Source organism: Bradyrhizobium sp. SK17 (assembly GCF_002831585.1).
GTDB lineage: Bacteria > Pseudomonadota > Alphaproteobacteria > Rhizobiales > Xanthobacteraceae > Bradyrhizobium.
In genome coordinates, this window is record NZ_CP025113.1 from 1,592,204 (window position 1) to 1,613,701 (window position 21,498).

Genomic DNA, 21,498 nt, shown 5'->3' on the forward strand with positions numbered 1-21,498 from the left:
ACAAGGAGTACGACCATGGACTATCGCAATCTCGGCTCGTCGGGTTTGAAAGTACCCGTGCTCAGCTTCGGCACCGGCACATTCGGCGGCCAGGGGCCTTTGTTCTCGGCCTGGGGCGGCAGCGACGCCAGCGAGGCGCGGCGGCTGATCGACATCTGCCTGGAGGCCGGCGTCAATCTGTTCGACACCGCCGACGTCTATTCGAACGGCGCCTCGGAGGAGATCCTCGGTGCCGCGATCAAGGGTCGGCGCGACAAGGTCCTGATCTCGACCAAGACCGGGCTGCCGATGGGCGATGGTCCGCTCGATGCCGGCACCTCGCGCCATCGCCTCGTCGCCGCGGTCGACGCTGCGTTGCGCCGGCTCGGCACCGACTACATCGACCTGTTGCAGCTCCATGCCTTCGACGCTTTCACGCCGGTCGACGAGGTGCTGTCGACCCTCGACACGCTGGTGCGCGCCGGCAAGCTGCGCTATGTCGGCGCCTCGAATTTCTCCGGCTGGCATTTGATGAAGTCGCTGGCGACCGCCGAGCGGCACGGCTGGCCGCGCCATGTGGCGCACCAGGTGTATTATTCGCTGGTCGGTCGCGACTATGAATCCGAGCTGATGCCACTCGCGCTCGACCAGGGCGTCGGCGCGCTGGTCTGGAGTCCGCTCGGCTGGGGACGCCTCACCGGCAAGGTCAGGCGCGGCCAGCCGCTGCCGGAGAACAGCCGCCTGCACGAGACCGCGCAGTTCGGGCCGCCGGTCGACGACGAGAGACTCTATGCGATCGTCGACGCGCTGGACGTTGTGGCCGCGGAGACCGGCCGCACCGTGCCGCAGATCGCCATTGCCTGGCTGCTTACGCGGCCGAGCGTGTCGTCCGTCATCATCGGTGCGCGCGACGAAGCGCAGCTGCGCGACAATCTCGGCGCAGTCGGATGGTCGCTGACGCCGGAGCAGATCGCGCGTCTCGACAAGGCAAGCGCGGTGATGCCGGCCTATCCTTACTATCCTTACCGGATCCAGGAAGGGTTTGCCCGGCTCAATCCGCCGCCCGTGTAGCGCGCGGTTTGCTCTCACGCCTCGTGCTTGGTCTCGCAGACCTGCCGGCGGTATTCCGCCGGCGTCACGTTCATGTGCTGCCGGAATACGCGATTGAGGTGGCTCTGGTCGGCGAAGCCGGCGAGCAACGCGATCTCCTTCAGCGCCACGCGATCTTTGCGCAGATGCTGGCAGGCATGCTCGACCTTGCGCCGCAGCACATAAGCGTGCGGCCGCATGCCGTAATGCACGCGGAATTTCCGCGCGAACTGCACCGGCGTGCAGTTGCAGACGTTGGCGAGCTCCTCCAGCGTGATGTTCCGGAAGATGTTCTGCTCGACATAGTCCTCGATCAGTCGCGCATGGGCCGGCCTGAAGCGTCCCTGCGCACAGGGCATCTTGAATTCGATTGCGGCGTATTTGCGCAGGATGTGCACGCTGGCTTGCAGCGCCAGTGCATCGTAGCAGAGGCGGCCACCGGGACCGCCCGCGGCGACCTCCTGAACCATCTGATCGTTGATCCAGCTCAGCATCGGATCCTCGACCTTGAGCAGGTCGTGAAGTTCGACCGCTTCGGCGTCACGGTCGAAGGCTTCGCTCGCGGTCTTCGTCATCAGCGTCGGCGAAATGTAGAAATGGCTGACTTCGATATCGTGCTGCCAGCGCCAGTTCGAGGGCTCAGCGCGCGTCAAGAGCGTCGTGACCCCGCGGCCGACATGATCCTGCTTCCACGCACCGGTGACGCGGCGGTTCATCGACGTGGTGCCGTCGCGATAGATCACGATGAGATAGTTCTCCGACGGCGGGACCCAGATGTCGGATGGCCCATAGCGGAATATCCGTAGCCGGAAATCGTTGCGGCCAACCGGCGTGCTATCCAGCTTCAACTCGCCGGGAGCGTAGCGCGGCAGTTCCTCGACCGTGATCAACTGGCCCATCGCGCGAGCCTCCTCCCTGGAATTCGCGGCACGATTGACGGTTTCTTCTTGGCCGGACGGCTGCGCGTAGAATAGGCCGCTTTCGTGGTTTGCCAAGGAGACCAATGGCCGAGCGGCGCTCGCAGCAACGTTCCAGAGATTGTCGGTTTCATCCAAGCCCCGGATGCTGCGGGGGCCATAGCCTCTCCTGCGTCCCGGCGGCCCCGTTCATGCCGCCAACGACGAAATTGGCGCAACGCACCGTCATCCTGCGATGCAGCGGATGGGAAGGGCGTGCGAGACACCACACAGGAGGAAACCATGACTGCGACCGCTACCATGTCCAATGGAAGCAATGGCGCGCACGCGACATCCAAACTCGACGCCGTGGTGATCGGCGCCGGCGTCGCGGGCCTTTATCAACTGTTCCGCCTGCGCGAGCAGGGCCTGAACGTCAGGGCTATTGACGCAGGATCAAGCGTCGGCGGCACCTGGTACTGGAACCGCTATCCCGGCGCGCGCTTCGATTCCGAAGGCCACACCTATCAGTATCTGTTCTCCGAGGAGCTCTACAAAGGCTGGAGCTGGAGCGAGCGGTTTCCGGGACAGCCGGAAATCGAGCGCTGGCTGAACTATGTGGCTGACCGCCTCGATCTCAAGAAGGACATCCAGCTCGAGACCACGGTCAAGAGCGCGCATTTCGATGAGGCGACGCAACGCTGGCAGGTCACGACGGACAAGGGCGAGGTGATCGACACCCAGTTCCTGGTCACCTGCTGTGGCATGCTTTCGGCCCCGCACGTCTCCTTCCCGGGACAGGAGACGTTCAAGGGCAAGCTGTTCCATACCGCGCGCTGGCCGAAGGGGCCGACCGATCTTGCGGGCAAGTGCGTCGGCGTGGTCGGCAATGGCGCGACCGGGATCCAGGTGATCCAGTCGATCGCCGGCGAGGTCGGCCATCTCAAGGTGTTCATCCGCACCCCGCAATACATCATCCCGATGAAGAACCCGAAATGGGATGCGACGGACGCTGAGGCCTACAAGTCGAAGTTCAAGTTTCTCACCGAACGACTGCCGAAGACGTTTACCGGCTTCGAGTTCGACTTCGAGCACGCCTGGGCCGACCTGACGCCGCAGCAGCGTCGCCAGGTGGTCGAGGATTGCTGGAACGACGGATCTCTCAAACTGTGGGTGTCGTCCTTCGCCGAATTGTTCTTCGACGAATCTGTCAACGCCGAGATCACCGAATTCGTGCGCGCAAAGATGCGCGAGCGGATCAAGGATCCCAAACTGTGCGAGCAGCTGATTCCGGCGGATTACGGCTTCGGTACCCATCGGGTCCCGTTGGAGTCGAATTTCCTGGAAGCCTTCCATCGACCCAATGTCGAGATCGTCAGCGTCAAGGACAATCCGATTGCCCGCATCACTCCCGAAGGCATCCAGACTGCCGATGGCACGGTGCATGAGTTCGACGTCATCATCCTGGCGACCGGCTTCGATGCCGGTACCGGCGCCTTGACGCGGATCGACATTCGCGGCCGCGACGGCCGCTCGCTGAAGGAGGACTGGGGCCGGGATATCCGCACCACCATGGGGCTGCAGGTTCACGGCTACCCGAACCTGTTCACCACGGCGGTACCGCTCGCGCCTTCGGCCGCGCTCTGCAACATGACCACCTGCCTGCAGCAGCAGGTCGAGTGGATCGACGATTGCATCAAGTACATGCGCGGCAACAACCTGAAGGTCATCGAGCCGTCCAGGGAGATCGAGGATCAGTGGGTGGCGCATCATGATGAGACCGCCAACGCGACGCTGATCGCCAAGACCAACTCCTGGTATCTCGGCTCGAACGTCGAGGGCAAGCCGCGTCGGGTGCTGTCCTATTGCGGCGGCGTCGGCACCTATCGGCAGAAATGCGACGAGGTCGCGGCGAGCGGCTATCCGGGGTTCGCGATGCAGTAGGGCTACGCAGGTCAACAACAAAGCACAGGAGGAAGACAATGAGCACGAATTTCAGTGCAGCAGCAGATGCGATTCTCGATGGTGTCGTCACCTCGAATCCGCGTGTCCCCGGCGTCGTTGCGATGGTCACCGACCGGCATCGCAACATCTATGAAGGCGCCGCGGGCAAACGCCGGATCGACCAGCCGGCCGACATGACGGCCGACAGCGTGTTCGCGATCTTCTCGACCACCAAGGCGATCACGGGCACCGCGATCCTGCAACTCGTCGAGGACGGCAAGCTTGATCTCGACGCGCCAGCCAAAGTCTACGCGCCCGACATCGGCAAGCTTCAGGTGATCGAGGGCTTCGACGACGAGGGCGAGCCGGTGTTGCGTGCACCGAAGCGCGACATCACGACCCGCATGCTGATGGTCCATAGCGCAGGCCTGAGCTACGACTTCATCAACCACACCTACAACCGCCTCGCGCAGGAGAAGGGGCAGCCGAGCGTCATCACGGCGTCCAAGGCGGCACTGATGACCCCGCTGCTGTTCGATCCCGGCGAGCGCTGGGAATACGGCACCAACATGGACTGGTGCGGCCAGATCGTCGAGGCCATCACCGGCAGGCGGCTCGGGGAGGTCTTCAAGACGCGCATCTTCGAACCACTTGGGATCACGGACACGACGTTCGAACTCACCGATGCGATGCGCCGCAAGCTCGCCGGCATCCATGCCCGCAACGCCGACGGCTCGCTGACGCCGATGGACTTCGAGCTGCCGGCCAATCCGGAAATCCACATGGGCGGTCACGGGCTTTACGGCACGATCGGCGACTACATGCGCTTTATCCGGATGTGGCTGAATGACGGAGCCGGCGAGCATGGCCGGGTGCTCAAGGCGGAGACCGTACGGATGGCCGAGAAGAATCATCTCGGCAACAACAAGGTCACCGCGATCACCGGCGTGATCACCTCGCTCGCCAACGATGCCGAGTTCTTCCCCGGTCAGTCGAAGTCCTGGGCGCTGAGTTTCATGATCAACGATGAGCAGGCGCCGACCGGCCGCCCCGCAGGTGCGCTGGGCTGGGCCGGTCTTGCCAATTTGTTCTACTGGATCGATCGGCAGAACGGTTTCGGTGGCTATTGGGCGACGCAGATCCTCCCCTTCGGAGATCCGACGTCGTTCATCGGCTACATCAATTTCGAGACCGCGTTCTACGAATCTCTGAGGCTGCGCAAGGCGGGTTAGGGCGCGATCCGCAGAGCGCGATGACGATCAAGCCGGATCGCATCGCGCTTTGGGGCCGCCGGATCAACAGGACGGCTGAACCTTCGGGAACACCATGCGCATGCAGGCGCCGCCGGACGGCGCCTGATCGACCTCGATGCGGCCACCATGCAGGCGCATGATGCTTTGCACGAGATCGAGGCCGAGGCCGGCGCCGCGTCCGCCCGGCTGTAGCCTCCGGAACGGCTCGAGGATCTGCTCGCGCTGCTCCGGCGCGATGCCGTCGCCATCGTCGCAGACTTCGATCGAGCCGGCCTTCGTGACCCGAACCAGGATGGTGCCGCGCCGCCGTCCGTGGTCGATGGCGTTCTGCACCAGATTGGTGAGGGCGCGCTCGAGCGAGGTCTGGTCGCCGTTCACCACGGTGGCTTCGTCGTCATGCTCGAACGACATCTCATAGCCGGCGGCGAAGGCGAGCGGCGCGAGATCGAGCACGACCTGCCGCGCGACGGCGACGAGATCGACCGCGGCGAACGTATCGGCCTGCTGATCCAGCCGTTGCAGGTCCAGCAGCTGGCCGGCCATGACGCTGAGCCGGGTGGCGTCCTCGAGCAGATAGGTCTTCTCCGGCCCGGGCTCGAGCGAGGCCACCCGCGTTGACAGTATAGCGATCGGGGTGCGGAGCTCGTGCGCGGCATCGGCAAGGAAGCGACGGTGGCGCTCGTAGCCCTTGTCGAGGCGATCGAGCGCGGCATTGATCGCCTTGACCAGCGGCGCGATCTCGACCGGCACCTCGTCGAGCGGCAGTTGCACGCCGCGCTGGTCGATGTCGATGCGTTCGGCCTGCGCCGCGACATGGGCAAGGCCCTTCATCACCCGGCGCACCACGAACGGGGTTGCAACCAAGGTCGCCAGCGTCATCAGCACCACGATCGGCAGGATCATGTTGAGGAACAGCAGCGGCGTGCTCTCCAGCGCGCGCCACATCGAGAGCTCGCCATAGGTGCCGGTCATGATCTGGATTCGCCCTGCCGAGGTATCGACCCATTTGACGAGACCCGCGGGCCGCATGGCTTCCGCGGCGTTCCATTTAAGCCGCGCCTCGCTCACATGATCGAGGCTCGATGCGATCGGCGCGAATTGCGCCGGCACCGTGCCTTCGGAGAGCTGGTGACCTTCGGTGTCGCGGATGATGAACCAGAGGTCGGCGTGCTCGGCGCGCAGGGCAGCCAGCTCCGGCGTTGGGCGCAGCATCAGCCCGCCCGCTGCGTCGCGGGTGACGGCGTCTCTCAGCCTGTCGAGGGTGCTGCCTTCATACTCGCCGATCAAGAGCCCCGCCCGCAGCAGCCCGATCGCAACCGCTCCGATCAGCAGGATCAGGAGGGTCAATGTGATCGCCTGCAAGCCCGCGAGGCGTCCAACCAGGCGCCAGGTGAGCGAGCGTGGTCGCAGCAGGCTCACGGCGTCTCCCGCAGCACATAGCCGAGGCCACGAACGCCGTTGATGGTGACGCCGGCGTCGGCCTCGGTCAGCCTGCGGCGCAGGCGCGATACATGGGTGTCCAGCGCGTTGGGCTGCACGTCGTCGTCGAGGCCGTAGACCGCCTCCATCAGTGCGGAGCGCTGCACCATGCGTCCCATCCGATGCAGCAGCGTCTCCAGCACCAGCCGTTCACGCCGCGGCATCTCCAGCGGCCGGCCGTCGACATGGGCCTCGCGATGCGTGAAGTCGAACGACAGGCGGCCGATCCGCGCGACATGCTGCTGCACGTTCGCCGGCCGCCGCAGCAGCGCCCGCAACCGTGCCAGCAACTCTTCGAACGCAAACGGCTTGCCGAGATAGTCGTCGGCGCCGCTGTCGAGGCCCGCCACGCGGTCGGCGAGCTCGCCGCGTGCGGTCAACACCAGCACCGGCACGGTGCTGCCGCTCGCGCGCAGTCTCGGAATCAGCGACAGGCCGTCGCCATCCGGCAACTGGCGATCGAGTACGATCGCATCATAGCTGCCGGCAGCCGCGATCGCCTCGGCTTCCTCCAGATCCGCCGCATGATCGATCAGCATGTCGTGGCGCGCGAGAGCCGCCCGCAGCGCTGCGACCATCTCCGGCTGATCCTCCACCAACAGCACCCGCATATTCCGTGTTCATCCCTGCATCGACCGGTCGTTCGGATTGCCGGTTTTATGTCCCATTCATTGCGGCAACCTTGCGGACGCGTCCGTCGAATATGTCGCGGGCCGATTTTTTCCAATCGTCATGGATTCACGACAGGCTCGCGCAAGCTTGGCGTGAGAATCAGATGTCGTTGGACCGGGCCGACTTGCCGCGCTCCGACACAGCGCAACCAGCGGGGCCTTCCGCTCTCGATCGCCGATACCCGCAACGTGAAAGACATCTGAATGGCCTTGTCAACGAACCGCCGGCGCGAGACCGGACATGCTCTGACCGCGAGGAGGCTCCGGCATGGCCGCCGCTGACATCCTGCCGTTCTTCCGCGCCTGGGTGCGCAATCCGTGGCAGGTTGCCGCAGTCGCGCCGTCGGGGCCCGCGGTGTCGTCCCTGATGGCGCAGGAGATCACGGCCGAGACCGGTCCGGTCCTCGAGCTTGGTCCGGGCACCGGCGTGTTCACGCGTGCGTTGCTTGGTCGCGGCGTCAGGCAGCAGGATCTGACGCTGATCGAATGCGGCTCCGAATTCATCCCGTTGCTGCAAAGCCGCTTCCCCGGGGCGCGGGTGCTGTGGATGGATGCAGCTTGGCTGCGCCGGGAGCGGGTGTTCGACGGCGCGCCGGTCGGTGCCGTCATCTCCGGACTCGGCTTGCTCACGATGCCGCCCGAGAAGGTCACGGTCATTCTCGACGGCGCGTTCAGCTATCTCCGCCCTGGTGGCGCGTTCTACCAGATCACCTATGGCCCGCGCTGTCCTGTCGCGGATGCGATCCTCGATCGGCTCGGTCTGCAAGCGAGTTGCATCGGGCAAACCTTCCGCAACCTGCCTCCGGCGTCCGTGTACCGGATCAGCCGCCGTCATCCTCACGCCTGACCGGGACGCCATGGACACCTCGAGCACGATCGCGATGTTCCTGCATTTCGGCCTGGCGGGGATTGGCTGTCTTGCCATCGCCGAGAAGTTCATCCCGCTGCTGCCGTCCTATGTGCTGCTGATGCTGCTCGGCCTGACGGTCCCCGACGGCGCGACGCTCGCGATGACCATCCTGGCGACCAGCGCCGGCTCGGTCGTCGGCGCCATCGGCTGGTATGGCCTCGGGCGGACGCTCGGCTCGCAACGCATCGAGCGGTTGGTGGCGCGCTTCGGCAAGTTCGTGCTGCTGCGACCGTCGCTCTATCGGCAGCTCACCGACGCTTACCGGGGCAATCATTTCTGGGTGACGCTGATCGGCCAGATCCTGCCCACGGTGCGGATCTATCTGGCGCTGCCCGCCGGCGTGCTGCGGCTGGAGCCGCGCGCGTTCGTGATGGCGACGGCGATCGGCACCGTGATCTGGAACATGCCGTTCCTCAGTCTCGGCTACGCGCTGCGCGGCAGCGGTCACGATCCGGTCAGTCTCGGTTTCTGGGTCGTGGTCGCTCTGATCGCCGTGGAGGTTGCGCTCTTCCTCGGATTTCGTCTCTACAAGCGCTCGCTCGCGCCGAGGCATCTCGCGCAGCCGCGTGCTCTTCCCGCGCGCGTGCCGCTCGAGGAGGGGGCATGAGACCCATGCTGTCCCGCCTGTGGCCCAGTTCGCACGCGCTCGAACGTGCCGCCGCGACATTGCTGGTGCTGGTGGCGAGCTATCAGTTCGGCGTCGCGGCCTCCGACGGACGTCATCGCACGACCGAGTTCGCGCTGCTGGTCCTTGTCGGCAGCATCTACTGGCATCACTCGATCGTCAGGCGCCGCGCCAGTCGCGACGTCGCGGCGGTTCTCGCCGGATTGGCCGAAGCGGTGGCGACGGCGTTTCGGCGCGACAGCGGCGTGCTCGATCGGGATATCCAAGCCCGGGCTGGTCGGATCGGCATCGGCGCGGCGCGCAGTACGACCAGGGTCAGGAGCCTGTTCATCTCCGACATTCATCTCGGGAGCAGGGGATGCCAGGCCGAGCGCCTGATCGATTTCCTTCGTCACTACGACGCCGAAACCCTGTTCCTGGTCGGCGACATCGTCGACGGCTGGTGTCTGCGCTCGAACTGGTACTGGCCCGAGGCGCACAATGCGGTCGTGCGCGAGCTGATCGGTCTCGCGCGGCGCGGCCGCCGTCTGGTCTATATTCCCGGCAATCACGACGAATTCCTGCGCGACTATGCCGGCGCGTCGTTCGGCGGCATCGAGATTGCCGAGCGGGCGATCCATCGAGGCCTCGATGGTCGCGATTATCTCGTGGTCCACGGCGATGAATTCGACGTCGTGGTGCGGCATGCGCGATGGCTCGCTCTGGTCGGCGATGTCGGCTACCGTGCCGCGCTGGCCTCCAATGTCTGGCTGAACTGGATCAGGCGCCGGTTCGGGCTCGGCTATTGGTCGTTCTCGTCCTGGGCGAAATTGCGGGTCAAGAAGGCGGTCAACCACATCGGCCGGTTCGAGGAGGTGCTGTCATCCGAGGCCAGGCGCCGTGATGCCCAGGGCGTGATCTGTGGCCACATCCACCATGCGGCGATGCACGACGAATTCGGCGTCCGCTATATCAATACCGGGGATTGGGTGGAGTCCTGCACCGGCGTGATCGAGCGCTATGACGGGCAGTTCGAGATCGTCCGCTGGACGGATCCGCAGCCGGCGTCGAACAGAGCGGATCTCGTGCCGCTCGCGGAGGCGGTCGCCTGATGCGCGTGCTGGTGGCGACCGACGCCTGGCGGCCGCAGGTCAATGGCGTGGTCCGCTCGCTCGAATATCTCGCGAGCGAAGCGCCGTCGCTCGGCGCCGAGATCGTTTTTCTGACGCCGGCCGATTTCCGCACCGTGCCATTGCCCGGCTATCGGGAGATCCGGCTTGCGCTGCCGTCGATCGGACGCATCGCGCGCGCGATCGCCGCGGCGCGTCCGGACTCGGTGCATATCGCGACCGAAGGCCCGATCGGCTGGATCGCCCGGCATGTCTGCCAGACGCGCGGCTATCCGTTTACGACCAGCTATCACACCCGCTTTCCGGAGTATCTCGCGGCGCGGCTGCCGGTCCCGCTGCGCTGGAGCTACGCGGCGCTGCGTCGTTTCCACAATGGCGGCGACGGCATCATGGTCGGCTCGCCATCGCTTGAACAGGCGCTGAGGGCGCATGGCTTCCGCAAGCTGATGCCGTGGTCGCGCGGCGTCGATGCCGATCTGTTCTGTCCCCGTGCGGAGCCGCCGCTCGCCTTCCCGGAGCCGGTGTTTCTCTATGTCGGCCGCGTCGCGGTCGAGAAGAACCTCGACGCCTTTCTCGGTCTCGACCTGCCGGGCTCGAAGGTCGTGGTCGGGGATGGACCGTTGCGCGGCAGCATGCAGGCCCGATATCCGCATGTGCATTTTCTCGGCACGCGGACCGGGCAGGCGCTCGCCGATGTCTATGCGTCGGCCGACGTCATGGTGTTTCCAAGCCTGACCGATACGTTCGGGATGGTGCTGCTCGAGGCGCTGGCCTGCGGTGTGCCGGTCGCGGCGTTTCCGGTGATGGGGCCGCTCGACGTGATCGGCAAGTCCGGCTGCGGTTGCCTCGATCACGATCTGCGCCGCGCGGCACTCGGCGCGCTGCTGGTGCCGCGCGAAAAGTGCCGCGCCCACGCGTTGACCTTCACCTGGCGCGAAAGCGTGCGGCAATTCCTCGACAATATCGGGCGGGCGCATGCCGCGCCTGTGCGCGCCGTTGCCGCGGGAGCATGAAGCCGGCTTCGACGGCTAGTTGCCCAGCAACTCCGTGATCAGCCCCGCGGCCTTGATCCCGGTGCCGCTGATGATGACGACGGTGCGTTCCGCCGGCCGGATCGCGCTGCGCGCCTTCAGGACGTCGAGCGCGGCGGCGGCCGAGGCAGAGGTCGGTTCGACGAACAGGCCGCTGCGCGCGAGCCGCTTCAGTGCGGCGACGATGCCGTCCTCGGGGATCGCGACGCTGCCGCCGCCGCTCTCCTTCAGCGCCGCGATCATCTGCTTCAGGCGCAGCGGATGCTTGATCGCGGTGCCTTCGGCGATGGTTTTGTGCACCGCGCGATCGACAGGCGTGTCGACGCCGGCGGCAAAGCTGGCATCGACCGGCGAGCAATTCAGGGGTTGCGCGGCAAACAGCCGCGGCAGCCGCGTGATCTGCCCGGCCGCCAGCAGTTCCTTGAAGCCGATATAGCAGCCGAGCAGGCTGCTGCCGGCGCCGACCGGCATGATGACATTGTCGGGCGCGGTGAAGCCGAAGTCCTCCCAGATTTCGTAGGCCAGCGACTTGGTGCCTTGCAGGAAGAATGGCTGCCAGTTGTGGCTGGAATAGAAGATCTGCTTCGACTGTCGGATCGCTTCCGCCTCGGATTCTTCGCGCGGCCCCTCCACCAGCTGCACCTCGGCGCCGAAGGCGTGCATTTGCGCAACCTTCATCGGCGATGTCGTCGCCGGCGCCAGGATTTTCACCCGCATGCCGCCGGCCGCGCCATAGGCCGAGACGGACGCCCCGCCATTGCCGGAAGAGTCTTCCAGCACCGCGTCGACGCCAAGCTGGCGCAGCAACGACAGCATCACCGTGGTGCCGCGATCCTTGAAGCTTGCGGTCGGGTTGAACCATTCCAGCTTGAAATGCGGCCGCAGATCGTCCCACGCCTTCTCGACCGCAGGGGTGCAGCCTTCGCCCATCGTGATCGGCTGCTTGATCTCGACCGGCAGCGCGGCGCGGTAGCGCCACAGCGAGCGCGTGCTCCGCTCGATCTCGTCGCGGGACATGCCGCCGAGCGGGGTCACGAGCAGCGGCTTGCCCTCGTCGGAGCACCAGCGCGGAACATCCAGTGGATAGAGCTTGCCGTTCAGCGGGTCGATGTAGCTGGGTGAAGACATGTCGTCAGATCCTGATCACGAGTGCCGCGCGTCGATGTCACGCCGCGCCGGCCTGCTTGCCCAGATAACTCCTGGCAAAATCGAGATACCAGTCGAGGCATCCGGGGTTGGCCATCGCATCGCGGTTGATGACCTTTTCGACGGGATGGCCGAGCAACAGCTTCTTGACCGGCAGCTCCTGCTTCTTGCCGGACAGCGTGCGCGGAATCTCCGCCACCACGAAGATGTCGTTGGGTAGGAAGCGGCGCGACAGCCCGGCCTCGACCGCCTGGTTGATCTTCGCCTTCATCGCGGCATCGAAGACGACGCCCTCGCGCAGCACCACGAACAGCGGCATGTAGCTGTCGCGGCCGAGATATTCGAGGTCGACCACCATCGAATCCAGCACCTCCGGCAGCGCCTCGATCGCCGAATACAGCTCGCTGGTGCCCATCCGCAGGCCATGGCGGTTGATGGTGGCGTCGCTGCGGCCATAGATCACGCAGGAGCCGTCGGGGTTGATCTTCAGCCAGTCGCCATGCCGCCACACCGGGCCGCGGCCCGAGCCGTCGAAATTGTCGGGATAGGTCTCGAAATAGCTCGACAAATAGCGCGCATTGCCGGGGTCGTTCCAGAACCGTAGCGGCATCGAGGGCAGCGGTTCGGTGCAGACGAGCTCACCGACCTCGTCGATCACGGCGCGGCCCCGTTCGTCGAACGCTTCCACCGCGCAGCCGAGCAGGCGGCATTGCATGATGCCCGGCGTCTGCGGCAGCTCGCGATTGCCACCGATGAAGGCGCCGGCGAAATCGGTGCCGCCGGAAATATTGGCCCACCACATCTCGGCCTGCGCGGCGTTGCCGTTGCGCGTCGAGAGCGCGGCGAAGCGTTGGTTGAACCAGGCCTGCGTATCGGCCGAGAGCGGCGAGCCGGTCGAGCCGAGCGTGCGCAGGCCGGAGAGGTCGCCGACGGCGGCGAGATCGATCCCGGCCTTGGTGCAATTGGCGAAGAACGCCGCGCCGGAGCCGAAGAAGGTCGCCTTGGCATCGGCGACGAAGCGCCACAGCGTGGTCCAGTCCGGCTTGTCCTTGGTGCCGCCGGGACTGCCGTCGAAGATGCAGCAGGTGGTGCCGTTGAGCAGGCCGTTGGCCTGGCAATTCCACATGATCCAGCCGGTCGACGAGTACCAGTGAAAGCGTTCGCCGAACGAGTTCGGCTGGTAGCTGCAACCGATGTCGTTGTGCAGCGTCGAGAGCGGCAGCGCCACGACGATCACGCCGCCATGGCTGTGCAGGATCGGCTTCGGCAATCCCGTGGTGCCCGAGGAATAGACGATCCAGAGCGGGTGATCGAACGGCAGCCATTCCGGCTCGAAGGCGTCGATCGCAGCACTCTGGCCCGCGAGAATGGTGGACAATCGTGTCTCCGACGGTGCGGCGTCGCTGTGCAGGATGACGTGCTCGACCGTCGGCAGCGCGCGCCGCAGCTCCTCGATCACCCCCTGACGGTCATGACGCCGGCCGGCATAGGTCACGGCGTCGCACGCGATCAGCACCTTGGGCTCGATCTGCTTGAAGCGATCGATCACCGCCGGTGCCGCCATGTCGGGAGCGCAGACGCTCCAGATCGCGCCGAGACTGGCGGTCGCGAGAAACGCGATGATGGTCTCGGGGATGTTCGGCAAGTACGCGGCAACGCGGTCGCCGGCGCGCACGCCGTTCGCCTTCAGATGCAGCGCAAGCGCCGCCGATTTGCGTTGCAGCTCGGGCCAGCTGGTCTCCGAGAGCTTGCCGTCCTCGCCGCTCGAGATCAGCGCCGGCAGGCCGGCGGCATGCGCCGGCGCGACGTGGCGGAAGACCTGGTGCGCGTAGTTCACCGAGGCGCCGGGAAACCACACCGCGCCCGGCATCTTGCGGTCCGCCAGCACCGCCGAATGCGGTGTCGGCGAGCGCAGATCGAAATAGTCCCAGACGCTCTGCCAGAAGCCGTCGATGTCGGTAACCGACCAGCGCCGCATCGCCTCGAAATCCGCAAACGCAAGGCCGCGGCTCTCCTTCAGCCATTGGCGGTAAAGGGCCATTTGCGGGACGTAAGGCGCTGTCATGGGCAGTTTCCGGATTTTCTTGTGGCGTGGCATGCGCGATCGAGGCGTGCCAGCGTGTCTTAACATAGTGATGCGAGCGCGGGGAACGCGGTCGAGCCGCAGCCTGCGTCATATTCTTACCGCCGACGCAGCGTGCTATGCCGTCGGGGCAGGGTTGATTCCATGCGCGTCCAATAGCGAGCGGCGATGTCCGTCGGCGAACTTTTCATCCTCGGCTTTTACGGCAAGAGCATCCCGCCCTGGCTGAAGGAGTTTGCCGCCCGGTTCGGGCTCGGCGGCGTGATCCTGTTCGATTACTCGTGCCAGACCAGGCAGTACGACAACAACATCGCATCGCCCGCGCAAGTGCAGTCGCTTTGCGCCGAGATCTCGGCGCTGCCGTCGCAGCCGCTGGTCTTCATCGACCAGGAAGGCGGTCTGGTGCGCCGGCTCAAGGACGGCCTGGGTTTTCAGCCGCTGCCGAGCGCCAAGGACTTCAACCTGCTCGCGCCGGCGGACAAGCAGGCGATCCTGGCGGCGAGCTATGGCGAGCTGCGCCGGCTCGGCATCCGCTACAATTTCGCGCCAGCCATCGACGTCGATTACAATCCCGACAATCCCAATATCGGCAGGATCAAGCGATCCTATTCGTCCGATATCGACGCAGTCGCGGCCAATGCCCGGCTGGTCGACGCTGCGGCGCGGCAGGCACGGATCGGCCTTTGCCTGAAGCATTTTCCAGGCATCGGAGGTGCGCTCGTCGATTCGCATCTCGCGTTCATGGACATTTCCGATGCGCTGCGGCCGGAGCAGGAAGAGCTGTTCTATACGCTCGCGCCGGACACCCATGGCGACGCCGTATTGGTCAGCCACGCCATTGTCCGCCAGTGGGACGCGCGGCTTCCGATGACGCTGTCGCCGGTCGGGATTGGCCGGCTTCGCCGCCGCCTGCCCGAGACGTTGTTGATCACCGACGACATGCAGATGCAGGGATTGCAGATGGCGCTCGGCACCCGCGCGGCCAGTTTGCAGGCGATCGCCGCCGGCATGGACATGATCTGCATCGGCAACAACCTGCTCGACCAGGAGCAGGAGATGGCCGGCCTCGCCGCGGCGGTTGCTGATGCGATGAAGGAAGGATCGCTCGATCAGGCTGCGGTGCAACAGTCCATTGCGCGGGTGCGAAAGCGCAAGCTGCTGCTCGCCTGACAGGCTGCGGAGGAAATTCGTACGTTGACGCGACGATGGACGGAACCAATCCGCATGACCGCGATTTAACACAAACGCTCATCGGGGCAATGAACCATGAAGATGCTCAAGCGTCTCTTCAGATTGACCTGGCTACGCCGCGTCCCGCGCAACTCAGCAGACCTTCCGCCTGACGGCATCGATCCCGACGAATTCAGTCGCCTGCTTTGCAGCGGGCGCCGCGAGGATCTGCGCATCCTGGCAAAGCGGCTGAGCGTGCGGACTCGGGCCCACGCATAGGCCGCGGGCAGTCCACTCGGCGCTGGGCCGGCAATCGCGCGGCTGCGACGCTGTTTGGTCTTCGATGCAACCGCTCATTGCTTGGCCTTGTCGTGATTGCCGATCCCGACCGCCTTGTAGTCGTAGGTCGGATAGAATTCGGTGCGATAGGCGCCCCAGGCGCTGTTCTCGATGATGCGATTCACTTCGCGCAGCCGCGAGGCCGGCAGTCGCAGTGTCACGACCTGGCCGATCCCCATCATCACGTACCAGCTGACGACCTCGACACCTTCGGGCGGAAATGCCTTGTAGAAGCCCTGCCGCTCGAGCTGGGCATTGAGCTCACTGAGCGGGCGTGACTGATCGTGCTTGAAGAAGATCGTGATCATGACGGCATTGTCTGCGGTCGGCGGTGCATTGCTGGCCGGCGCGGTCTGGGCTCGCGCGCCGACGCCGAGCAGCAGCGTCGCGGTCAGCGCCGCCATCGCCATTTTCGATCCGCTTCGCTTCATCGTCGCGCCCCTGTTGTTGGTGGTCGAAACGCGGCGATCATCTTGGCGTATGCCGGGCCTGTAAATTGACATTCGCCTGACCGAAACCGCGCGCGCGTCACCGGGCCGATGTGAACCGTCTCATACGCGTGAGGCCCAACGTGCGGTAAGCCGATCCGATCCCTGGAGGGATGATCGATGTCGACCCGGCGAATCGCGTTCTGGTGGTTCAGGTTCGTTCTGTCGGGACGATTCCTGCAGAAATTCCTTCGGATCGGGCGCCCCTGAACGCCGGGGGACGGCGCCAATCCCGGTCATTCAAAGTGGCAGGCAGGGGGCGGATCGCGCCGATGGCGCCCCCGGGAAGGTAATCCTCCACCCCAGATGTTAACGGGATGAAGCGATCCGTTGTCCCGTAAGAATACTGTAACTCGACTCAAATATGCGAGATTCATTGCCAAATCAGCGGTAATCTGCGCCTCCTTGGCAGGTCGGGGCCCGAGATCACAGTTGCGTCACCCGTAGTTTTACGGAGTCCCGCGTTAACGCGGCCACAAGTTCACCTTTGGTAAACCATACTTATGACGCAACATGACAATCGAGCCGACGCGCGCCATCCGGCATGGATGGCTGGAACCGCGCCGCTCGAGACGCCGCCGCTTGAGACGCAGCACGCAGCCCCGCGCGCGCAGGCGCCCGCGGACACGGCGACGATCGTCCGCCAGTTCAATGGGCCGGTCACCGCGCTGCTGCTCTACATGAACGAACTCAAACAGCACAGCCAGCAGTTCGCCCACGCGCCCGGAAACGGCGTCTATCTGCGACAGGTGATCGAGAACGCGCTCGAGCAGACCGAACGGGTCTCCGCGATGCTGAAGCAGATTTCCGATCTCTATCCGAACGCCGTTCCGGCAACCGACCTGAAGCCATCGGGTGAGGACAAGCAGGCAGGCGCCCGGTCACCCGAAATCATGTTCGCGCCGGAAGCCGGGCGCAAGCCGTTGACCAAGCGCGAGCGCGAAGTGCTCAGCCTGATCAGCGACGGTTATTCCAACAAGCAGGGCGCGCTGCGCATGAATATCAGCCCGCGTACCTTCGAGAGCCATCGCGCCGAAGCCATGCGCAAGCTCGGTGCGCGCAACACCGCGGACCTCGTTCGCAAGGCGTTGCTGCACTCCGCCTGAGCGCCGACCCGGTTCGCGAGATATCAGTCCTCAGAGCTCGTCTTCCGCGGCGAAGCACAGCCGCGGCGCGTGCCGCGCAATCGCGGGCGCCTTCGGCTGGTCCGGAACGATCGTGACCACCCATGCCGTCATCCCGCCAGATCCGCTCTCGACGATCGCGCGCACGCGTCCCGTGACCGTCGCGCCGGCCGACCGGACGGTGGCGGTCCGGCCGTTGAACTGGGCGATGCGGAAGCGCCTCGCTTCCTTCCGGTCGGTCGTCTGGTACGTGAACATCGGCTCCCCCGTGCGTCCACGCGATTGTGCGGATTCAGCGTTATCCGACGGTGAAAATCCCACGCCGTAGAAGTACGGCTCGCAGTATCGAGCCCGAACAACGGATCGGAAGACGCTCAGTCGCCGACCGGCTGACAACTCAGCAGTCCGGCATACTTCGCCTTGACGGTGGCGTAGCATTCGCACGCGGTTCTGATCAGTCCATCCGCATTGGTGATCTCGATGTGGCCGCGGCTGTAATGGATGAAGTCCGCCTGTTGCAGAGTGTGTGCGACCAGCGACACGCTGTTGCGGCGGGCGCCGATCATCTGCGCCATCGCCTCCTGGGTCAGGACGATCTTGTTGCCGCCGGAGAGGTCGCGCATGTGCAACAGGCAACGCGCCAGCCGCGACTCCACGGTGTGCGCTGCGTTGCAGCCGGCAGTCTGCTGGACCTGGGCGTAGACGGCGAGCCCGTGCCGGATCAACGCCGCGCGAAGCGTCGGGCTCTGGCCGGCGGCGGCCCGCAACGGCCCGAGTTCGACCATCGAGGCGAGGCCAGGCACCAGCACCGTCGCGTCGCTGATCGCCGGCCCTTCGACGAACGGGGCGAATGCACTGTAGATGCTGTCACGGCCGACCATCGCGACCTGGACGCGCTCGCCCCTTGCCAGCTTGACCACCAGCGAGATCACGCCCTTGTGCGGCATGTATGTCCGCTTGAGCATTTCGTCGGTCTCGGTCAGGACCGAATCGGCGGCGAGGTCGACCGTCCGCAAATGCGGCCGGATCAGATCGAAATCGCTCGCCGAAAGCGAGGACAGGAAGCCGTTAGGCGATCGCGGAACCGTATCCTGCCTGCTGGCAAAGTTTGTCTCTGGGCACCGGGCGATGACTTGTAGCCCGTCGTTCTTGCAACTTATTCTGGCATGACTCGGTTCCAATGGAAACACGTCTTGGTTCCAATAGGAATACGCCTATCGCAGGACACGCGCGTTTGTGTTCCGTTCAATCCTCCGGCCCGATCAATTGTTCGGTGTGCGCCTTGACCGTCGCATAACATTCGCACGCCGCCTTGCGCAGCCCGTCGATATCGACAATTTCGATATGACCTCGGCTGTAGCGGAGGATTCCGGCCTGCTGAAACCCGTGCGCCACGATCGAGACCGCGTTGCGCCGGACGCCGATCATCTGTGCCAGCATCTCCTGGGTCAGCGGCAATGCCTCGCTGCCGCACAAATCGCGTGCGCGCAGCAGCCATCGCGACAACCGTGCCTCCACCGGATGCGAAACGTTGCAGGCGACGGATTGCTGCGTCTGCGCCATCAGCGCCTGCTCATAGAGAGCGACCAGGGTCCGGAAATCCGCGCTGCGGTTCGCGGCCTCGCGGAAATCCTCCGCCCGCACCATGGAAGCCATGCCCGGCACCACGACGATCGCATCGGCCAGCAGCGGCCGCTCATGCAACGCGGCGGAGGCACCGACGATGCCGTCACGACCAATGGTTGCAATTTCGACCGACTGCCCGTCGGACAGATTGATCATCATCGAGACCACGCCGCTGTGCGGCAAATAGACCCGCTGCACCGGTGAGCCGGCATCGGCGAGCACCGCTTCCTTGGTCAAATCGACGGTTTCGAGGAGGGGATGGAGTTGCACGTAATCCGCGGGGGGAAGCGCTTGCAACAGACGATTGGGCGGGCGTGATACCGCAGACATTGGTGCTCCTGCCGAGGGCGGGAGCACTACGGTCTCGCATCACCTACTCTTGGCGTTTGGAATGACAACGAACATAGCTTGCCTGTCCAATAGCACAAGGGTTGTGGTGCGAAGCCTATACCCTTTAGGGGGTAGACGGCCGCCGGCGCATCGGCCTGTGCGACGATCGAGTTGGATTCGAGCCGCACGCATCGCGAGACAATAGGTTGCGGCTTTATCCCGCATTTGTTGATTTCCATTAACTCTGGTCGGTGCGCGGCCGCCCGGCGGATGGGCCGCGGTTGCAGCTCACGAAACGCCGTCGCGTTCGCGCGAGCTCGCGGCAAGTCACGCAAAAGCGGAGACTAATCCGCCGCGGCGACCATGGCGGTGCGGCTGACCGGCGCGGCTCTGTTCAACGGCTGCGATCGTTGCCCGTAGAACCACCGGTCAGGCCATTCTGGGTATTTGTACGGAGCGGCCCTTTAACGAACGGGTAGCGCCGGCGGCCCAGTGTGGCACCGATCGCCGTGTGAAATTTACGGCGTCGCGTCAATCGTGTTCATCCAGAAGGGTACCAGTATGTCCGGCATCGTCCTTTCGTCATCGGTCCGTCAGAACCTGCTTTCGCTGCAGTCGACCGCCGATCTCCTCGCCACCACGCAGAACCGCTTGTCCACCGGCAAGAAGGTCAACACTGCGCTCGACAATCCGACCAACTTCTTCACGGCGCAGTCGCTCGACAACCGCGCCAGCGACATCAACAACCTGCTCGACGGCATCGGCAACGGCGTGCAGGTGCTGCAGGCCGCCAACACCGGCATCACCTCGCTCCAGAAGCTGGTCGACAGCGCCAAGTCGGTCGCCAACCAGGCCTTGCAGGCTGCGGTCGGTTATTCCCAGAAGTCGCAGGTGACGACCGCCGTAATCACCGGCGCGACCAACGACGATATCCGGGGTACCGCCACCTACAGCAATGCCACCCTCGCCGGTACGGCCGTCAACAACAACCTCACGACGCCCGCGCCGATCACGGCTGCCACCAAGCTCGTCAGCGCCACCAACTCCGATAGCCTGGCGACGACCCCGACCGGCACGATCAGCGTCAACGGCAAGTCGATCACCTTCTCGACCTCGCAGACCACGTCGACCACCGACGCGTCCGGCAACGTGACCCTCGGCACCGGCGCGGGTAGCAACCTGACCGTCGGCGACCTGCTCACCGCGATCGACGGCATCACCGGCGCGACCACCGCCTCCACCGTGTCGGCCGGCGCGCTCCAGATCAGCACCGGCGTCAACCAGGATCTCAACATCTCCGGTTCGGGTCTGGCCGCCTTTGGTTTGACGGCCACCACCAAGGCCCGCACCGTGGCGACGCCGTCGCCGCTCGATGGCTTGACGCTGACGATCAACCCGACCGGCAACGGCAAGGCCACCAATATCACGTTCGGCAGCGGCGCAGGTCAGGTGAAGTCCCTCAACGACTTGAACAACGCCCTGTCGGCCAACAACCTGCAGGCCTCGCTCAGCGCGAGCGGTGCGCTCACCATCAGCACCACCAACGATGCGGCGTCCGCGACCATCGGCACGATCGGTGGCACGGCGGCCGCTTCAGGCAAGCTGTTCAACGGCCTCGCCGGCAGCGCTCCGGTGCAGGATCCGAACGGGCTGTCGAATCGCGCCAACCTGGTCAACCAGTACAACAACATCCTGGACCAGATCACCACGACCGCCCAGGACGCCTCGTACAATGGCATCAACCTGCTCAATGGCGATCAGCTCAAGCTGACCTTCAACGAGACGGGCTCCTCGACGCTGAAGATCCAGGGCGTGACCTTCGATGCCTCCGGCCTCAACCTCACCAAGCTGACCGCCGGCACCGACTTCGTTGACAACGCCTCGGCCAACGCCACGCTGAAGACGCTGAACAACGCCAGCGGCCTGCTGCGCACCCAGGCTTCGACCCTCGGTTCGAACCTGTCGATCGTGCAGATCCGTCAGGACTTCTCCAAGAACCTGATCAACGTGTTGCAGACCGGTTCGTCCAACCTGACGCTGGCCGACACCAACGAGGAAGCGGCCAACAGCCAGGCGCTGTCGACCCGCCAGTCGATCGCGGTGTCCGCGCTGGCGCTGGCCAACCAGTCGCAGCAGAGCGTGCTGCAACTGCTCCGCTAAGCGTAAGCGCGACATCCATCAAGTCCGGAGGCGGCGGAGGCAACTC

At 64.9% G+C, this 21,498-nt stretch carries 20 protein-coding genes; 11 read left to right on the top strand and 9 right to left on the bottom strand.

Annotation, left to right across the window (positions count from 1 at the left end; genetic code table 11):
- Window positions 1-15 precede the first annotated feature (15 nt).
- Window positions 16-1,050, top strand: coding sequence for an aldo/keto reductase (locus CWS35_RS07435; protein ID WP_100951538.1), 1,035 nt, complete (start codon window positions 16-18; stop codon window positions 1,048-1,050).
- 14 nt (window positions 1,051-1,064) lie between these two features.
- Here CWS35_RS07435 and CWS35_RS07440 read toward each other — a convergent pair whose 3' ends face one another.
- Window positions 1,065-1,967: an AraC family transcriptional regulator gene (locus CWS35_RS07440; RefSeq protein ID WP_100951539.1), complete on the bottom strand. Its 903-nt coding sequence runs from the start codon at window positions 1,965-1,967 to the stop codon at window positions 1,065-1,067.
- 300 nt (window positions 1,968-2,267) lie between these two features.
- On the opposite strand from CWS35_RS07440, the gene CWS35_RS07445 reads away from it, so the two are divergent.
- On the top strand, window positions 2,268-3,908 hold the full coding sequence (locus tag CWS35_RS07445) for an NAD(P)/FAD-dependent oxidoreductase (RefSeq protein ID WP_100951540.1): 1,641 nt from the start codon (window positions 2,268-2,270) through the stop codon (window positions 3,906-3,908).
- A 38-nt stretch (window positions 3,909-3,946) separates the two neighbouring features.
- Window positions 3,947-5,140, top strand: coding sequence for a serine hydrolase (locus CWS35_RS07450; protein WP_100951541.1), 1,194 nt, complete (start codon window positions 3,947-3,949; stop codon window positions 5,138-5,140).
- Window positions 5,141-5,203: 63 nt separating this feature from the next.
- On the opposite strand, the gene CWS35_RS07455 is transcribed toward CWS35_RS07450, so the two are convergent.
- Both CWS35_RS07455 and CWS35_RS07460 read right to left on the bottom strand, forming a co-directional pair.
- Window positions 5,204-6,571, bottom strand: a complete 1,368-nt coding sequence (locus CWS35_RS07455; RefSeq protein ID WP_100956113.1) for a HAMP domain-containing sensor histidine kinase — start codon at window positions 6,569-6,571, stop codon at window positions 5,204-5,206.
- Between the two features lie 5 nt (window positions 6,572-6,576).
- Window positions 6,577-7,251 (bottom strand): response regulator transcription factor, encoded by a 675-nt coding sequence (locus CWS35_RS07460; RefSeq protein WP_024583310.1) that lies wholly within the window; start codon window positions 7,249-7,251, stop codon window positions 6,577-6,579.
- A 328-nt stretch (window positions 7,252-7,579) separates the two neighbouring features.
- On the opposite strand from CWS35_RS07460, the gene CWS35_RS07465 reads away from it, so the two are divergent.
- The 4 genes from CWS35_RS07465 (at window position 7,580) to CWS35_RS07480 (ending at window position 10,968) form a co-directional block, all read left to right on the top strand.
- Window positions 7,580-8,158 (top strand): class I SAM-dependent methyltransferase, encoded by a 579-nt coding sequence (locus CWS35_RS07465; RefSeq protein WP_100951542.1) that lies wholly within the window; start codon window positions 7,580-7,582, stop codon window positions 8,156-8,158.
- 10 nt (window positions 8,159-8,168) lie between these two features.
- A complete protein-coding gene (locus CWS35_RS07470; protein ID WP_100951543.1) occupies window positions 8,169-8,828 on the top strand; it encodes a DedA family protein in 660 nt (219 codons plus the stop codon).
- Window positions 8,829-9,127: 299 nt separating this feature from the next.
- The gene (locus CWS35_RS07475; RefSeq protein ID WP_371682859.1) at window positions 9,128-9,937 is read left to right on the top strand and encodes a UDP-2,3-diacylglucosamine diphosphatase; all 810 of its coding nucleotides are present in this window, start codon (window positions 9,128-9,130) and stop codon (window positions 9,935-9,937) included.
- The gene (locus CWS35_RS07480) at window positions 9,937-10,968 is read left to right on the top strand and encodes a glycosyltransferase family 1 protein (protein ID WP_024583314.1); all 1,032 of its coding nucleotides are present in this window, start codon (window positions 9,937-9,939) and stop codon (window positions 10,966-10,968) included. The genes CWS35_RS07475 and CWS35_RS07480 overlap by 1 nt, the downstream gene beginning before the upstream one ends.
- Window positions 10,969-10,983: 15 nt before the next feature.
- Here the strand turns inward: CWS35_RS07480 and CWS35_RS07485 are convergent, their stop codons facing one another.
- Window positions 10,984-12,114, bottom strand: a complete 1,131-nt coding sequence (locus CWS35_RS07485) for a threonine synthase (RefSeq protein WP_100951544.1) — start codon at window positions 12,112-12,114, stop codon at window positions 10,984-10,986.
- A gap of 37 nt (window positions 12,115-12,151) precedes the next feature.
- Window positions 12,152-14,197 (bottom strand): acetoacetate--CoA ligase, encoded by a 2,046-nt coding sequence (locus tag CWS35_RS07490; protein WP_100956117.1) that lies wholly within the window; start codon window positions 14,195-14,197, stop codon window positions 12,152-12,154.
- A gap of 186 nt (window positions 14,198-14,383) precedes the next feature.
- On the opposite strand from CWS35_RS07490, the gene CWS35_RS07495 reads away from it, so the two are divergent.
- A complete protein-coding gene (locus tag CWS35_RS07495; RefSeq protein WP_100951545.1) occupies window positions 14,384-15,385 on the top strand; it encodes a glycoside hydrolase family 3 N-terminal domain-containing protein in 1,002 nt (333 codons plus the stop codon).
- 96 nt (window positions 15,386-15,481) lie between these two features.
- Window positions 15,482-15,664 (top strand): hypothetical protein, encoded by a 183-nt coding sequence (locus CWS35_RS07500; protein ID WP_100951546.1) that lies wholly within the window; start codon window positions 15,482-15,484, stop codon window positions 15,662-15,664.
- Window positions 15,665-15,738: 74 nt separating this feature from the next.
- On the opposite strand, the gene CWS35_RS07505 is transcribed toward CWS35_RS07500, so the two are convergent.
- Entirely contained in the window at window positions 15,739-16,155 is a 417-nt protein-coding gene (locus tag CWS35_RS07505; RefSeq protein ID WP_024583319.1) for a hypothetical protein, read from the bottom strand.
- Between the two features lie 605 nt (window positions 16,156-16,760).
- On the opposite strand from CWS35_RS07505, the gene CWS35_RS07510 reads away from it, so the two are divergent.
- The gene (locus CWS35_RS07510; protein ID WP_244442282.1) at window positions 16,761-17,318 is read left to right on the top strand and encodes a helix-turn-helix transcriptional regulator; all 558 of its coding nucleotides are present in this window, start codon (window positions 16,761-16,763) and stop codon (window positions 17,316-17,318) included.
- A gap of 30 nt (window positions 17,319-17,348) precedes the next feature.
- On the opposite strand, the gene CWS35_RS07515 is transcribed toward CWS35_RS07510, so the two are convergent.
- The 3 genes from CWS35_RS07515 to CWS35_RS07525 all read right to left on the bottom strand — a co-directional run bounded on the left by CWS35_RS07515 (window position 17,349) and on the right by CWS35_RS07525 (window position 19,319).
- Window positions 17,349-17,594, bottom strand: a complete 246-nt coding sequence (locus CWS35_RS07515) for a hypothetical protein (RefSeq protein WP_024583321.1) — start codon at window positions 17,592-17,594, stop codon at window positions 17,349-17,351.
- 116 nt (window positions 17,595-17,710) lie between these two features.
- The gene (locus tag CWS35_RS07520; RefSeq protein ID WP_311538846.1) at window positions 17,711-18,301 is read right to left on the bottom strand and encodes a Crp/Fnr family transcriptional regulator; all 591 of its coding nucleotides are present in this window, start codon (window positions 18,299-18,301) and stop codon (window positions 17,711-17,713) included.
- A gap of 280 nt (window positions 18,302-18,581) precedes the next feature.
- The gene (locus CWS35_RS07525) at window positions 18,582-19,319 is read right to left on the bottom strand and encodes a Crp/Fnr family transcriptional regulator (RefSeq protein ID WP_311538847.1); all 738 of its coding nucleotides are present in this window, start codon (window positions 19,317-19,319) and stop codon (window positions 18,582-18,584) included.
- A 534-nt stretch (window positions 19,320-19,853) separates the two neighbouring features.
- Here CWS35_RS07525 and CWS35_RS07530 point away from each other — a divergent pair.
- The gene (locus tag CWS35_RS07530; protein ID WP_024583324.1) at window positions 19,854-21,452 is read left to right on the top strand and encodes a flagellin; all 1,599 of its coding nucleotides are present in this window, start codon (window positions 19,854-19,856) and stop codon (window positions 21,450-21,452) included.
- The last annotated feature ends 46 nt before the right edge of the window (window positions 21,453-21,498 follow it).